This is a genomic window from Candidatus Atribacteria bacterium (genome assembly GCA_011056645.1).
In the GTDB taxonomy this organism is placed as follows: domain Bacteria; phylum Atribacterota; class Phoenicimicrobiia; order Phoenicimicrobiales; family Phoenicimicrobiaceae; genus Sediminicultor; species Sediminicultor quartus.
On sequence record DSEL01000129.1, the window covers coordinates 1 to 1715 of the forward strand.

Genomic DNA, 1715 nt, shown 5'->3' on the forward strand with positions numbered 1-1715 from the left:
ATTTAATATATTTAGATAACTTTGATTAAGAAATAATTAGTAAGAGGTTCAATTAGGTGAGATGTTTTAGTAGAAAATAATTTCGGAAATTTCCCTGAGATAAAACAAGAGGATTAAGATAAGGGGACATTTCGTTTGTCATACTTCAAGAATATATATTTACCTTACTGAATCGCCAACAGCGGTTAAAAAAAAATTAGTCTTTTTAAATTTTTTGCATCTTTATATTGATAAGACAAAAGTTTTAAAAAATCCTTCTTTTTAAAATAAAATTATTTTCCTCCAATTCTTTCTCAATCTCTGTATGATGAGGTAAATATTTTCCTAACCTCTTATGGAATTTTTCCACACTAACATGCAACAAGTAAGAACAGCAACAACATTAGGGTGTAATTTTTTCCCCTGCTGTTGCTGCTGCTAAAATATTTTAAGCAGTTTATGATTCCATAATTGTGCTTCAATGTAAGGAGCAAGGTTATTGGGAAGATTTGTTTCCCAGTCTTCCTCAGGCAATCCCTTTTCTCCTACTATTGAAAGTATTTCCGATAAGGTGAAAACCTTGCCGTGATAATCTGGCAGATAATATTCTTTTGGTCTCTCCCTACCAAACCATAGAGAGATCATGCTATCTGGGTAAGTAAAACTGACATCGTACTCCGTAAAGACTGAGAGAGGTATGCGTATTTCCCCATGAGCATCAGGATCGGGAGCTTGTTTTACCATCCATTTGGATTCCCCAAGCACCATTGGAATCGGATAAGCATCTTGAGGTCGCCCACCTTTTTTTATGAACTCCTCACGTACCCACTGCTCCGTTTGCCTTCGGTTACGCATATACTGAATTGGATCTTTGAATCTTGCCCCAAAAAGAGTGTCATCGCAAAGTTCTTCCATAATTTTTATGACTTCTTTATCTGGTAACGCAGACAGGCTTCGAAATGGTTCTGTGCCATGCTTATAGTAATAGGTTAGATAATCTATCATAGATTCTCCTTCCTGAGAGCAGTAAAGGAGTCTCAACATTTGACATTCATATTTCTTTTAAGGCTGTTATCACCTTTTGCATCTTCTCTCTTATTTCATGATTAACTTCGCATTTTTGTTCAAATCTTTTAGCAGCCTGGGAAACGGCTGAATAATCCATCTTGAAAAGTTCACCGATTTTAGATAAGGAAAGTGGGGTAAACCGCTTAACGAGATAGATGGCTAAAGAATGATTTATGATTTAATCCTTATCCAATCAATAATTACATCAAGTAACAATTTAATATTACCAATCTGGCAATGATTTTGAGCATTCTCGTTCTTTGTAAAAATCCTATCGGTAATTGATTTGGCATTTACTAAGGCGTCAATCTGTTTTTTATGCATCTTTATGGGAATAAAATGGTCGTTTCTTCCACTCAGTAACAGAACATCTTGAATAACTTTATCAGAATGAATATTCTCTTCATTCAAGGCGAGCCAGGTTTCAAACGCTTCCATCGGATTATCTTTTTGGGTGATATACATCAACTGTTTTGTCATCCATCCTTGAGGGTTGTTTGCTTTAGATTTCTTGCTTGCCATTTTATTCATAAAACCTTCCAGGTTTTTCTGCTTCAAGAACCAAAGGTGCATGATACGAATTAAATAAGGATAACATTTCATATAATCAATGGCATGGCCGGAAGCTATAACACGCTTTATTCTCGGTTCAAAAGCGGCAGCACGTA

1 protein-coding gene and 1 pseudogene are annotated in these 1715 nt (G+C 35.5%); both read right to left on the minus strand.

Features of this window, described 5'->3' with window-relative positions; genetic code table 11:
- Window positions 1-417: 417 nt before the first annotated feature.
- Complete coding sequence (locus tag ENO17_05265) at window positions 418-984, minus strand: hypothetical protein (GenBank protein HER24441.1); 567 nt, start codon at window positions 982-984, stop codon at window positions 418-420.
- A 46-nt stretch (window positions 985-1030) separates the two neighbouring features.
- Window positions 1031-1222 (minus strand): annotated as a pseudogene (locus ENO17_05270) (chromosomal replication initiator DnaA).
- Window positions 1223-1715 lie beyond the last annotated feature (493 nt).

Coding starts and splice junctions, on each gene's coding strand:
- ENO17_05265 (HER24441.1), bottom strand. CDS start 984: ATGATAGATTATCTAACCTATTACTATAAGCATGGCACAGAACCATTT.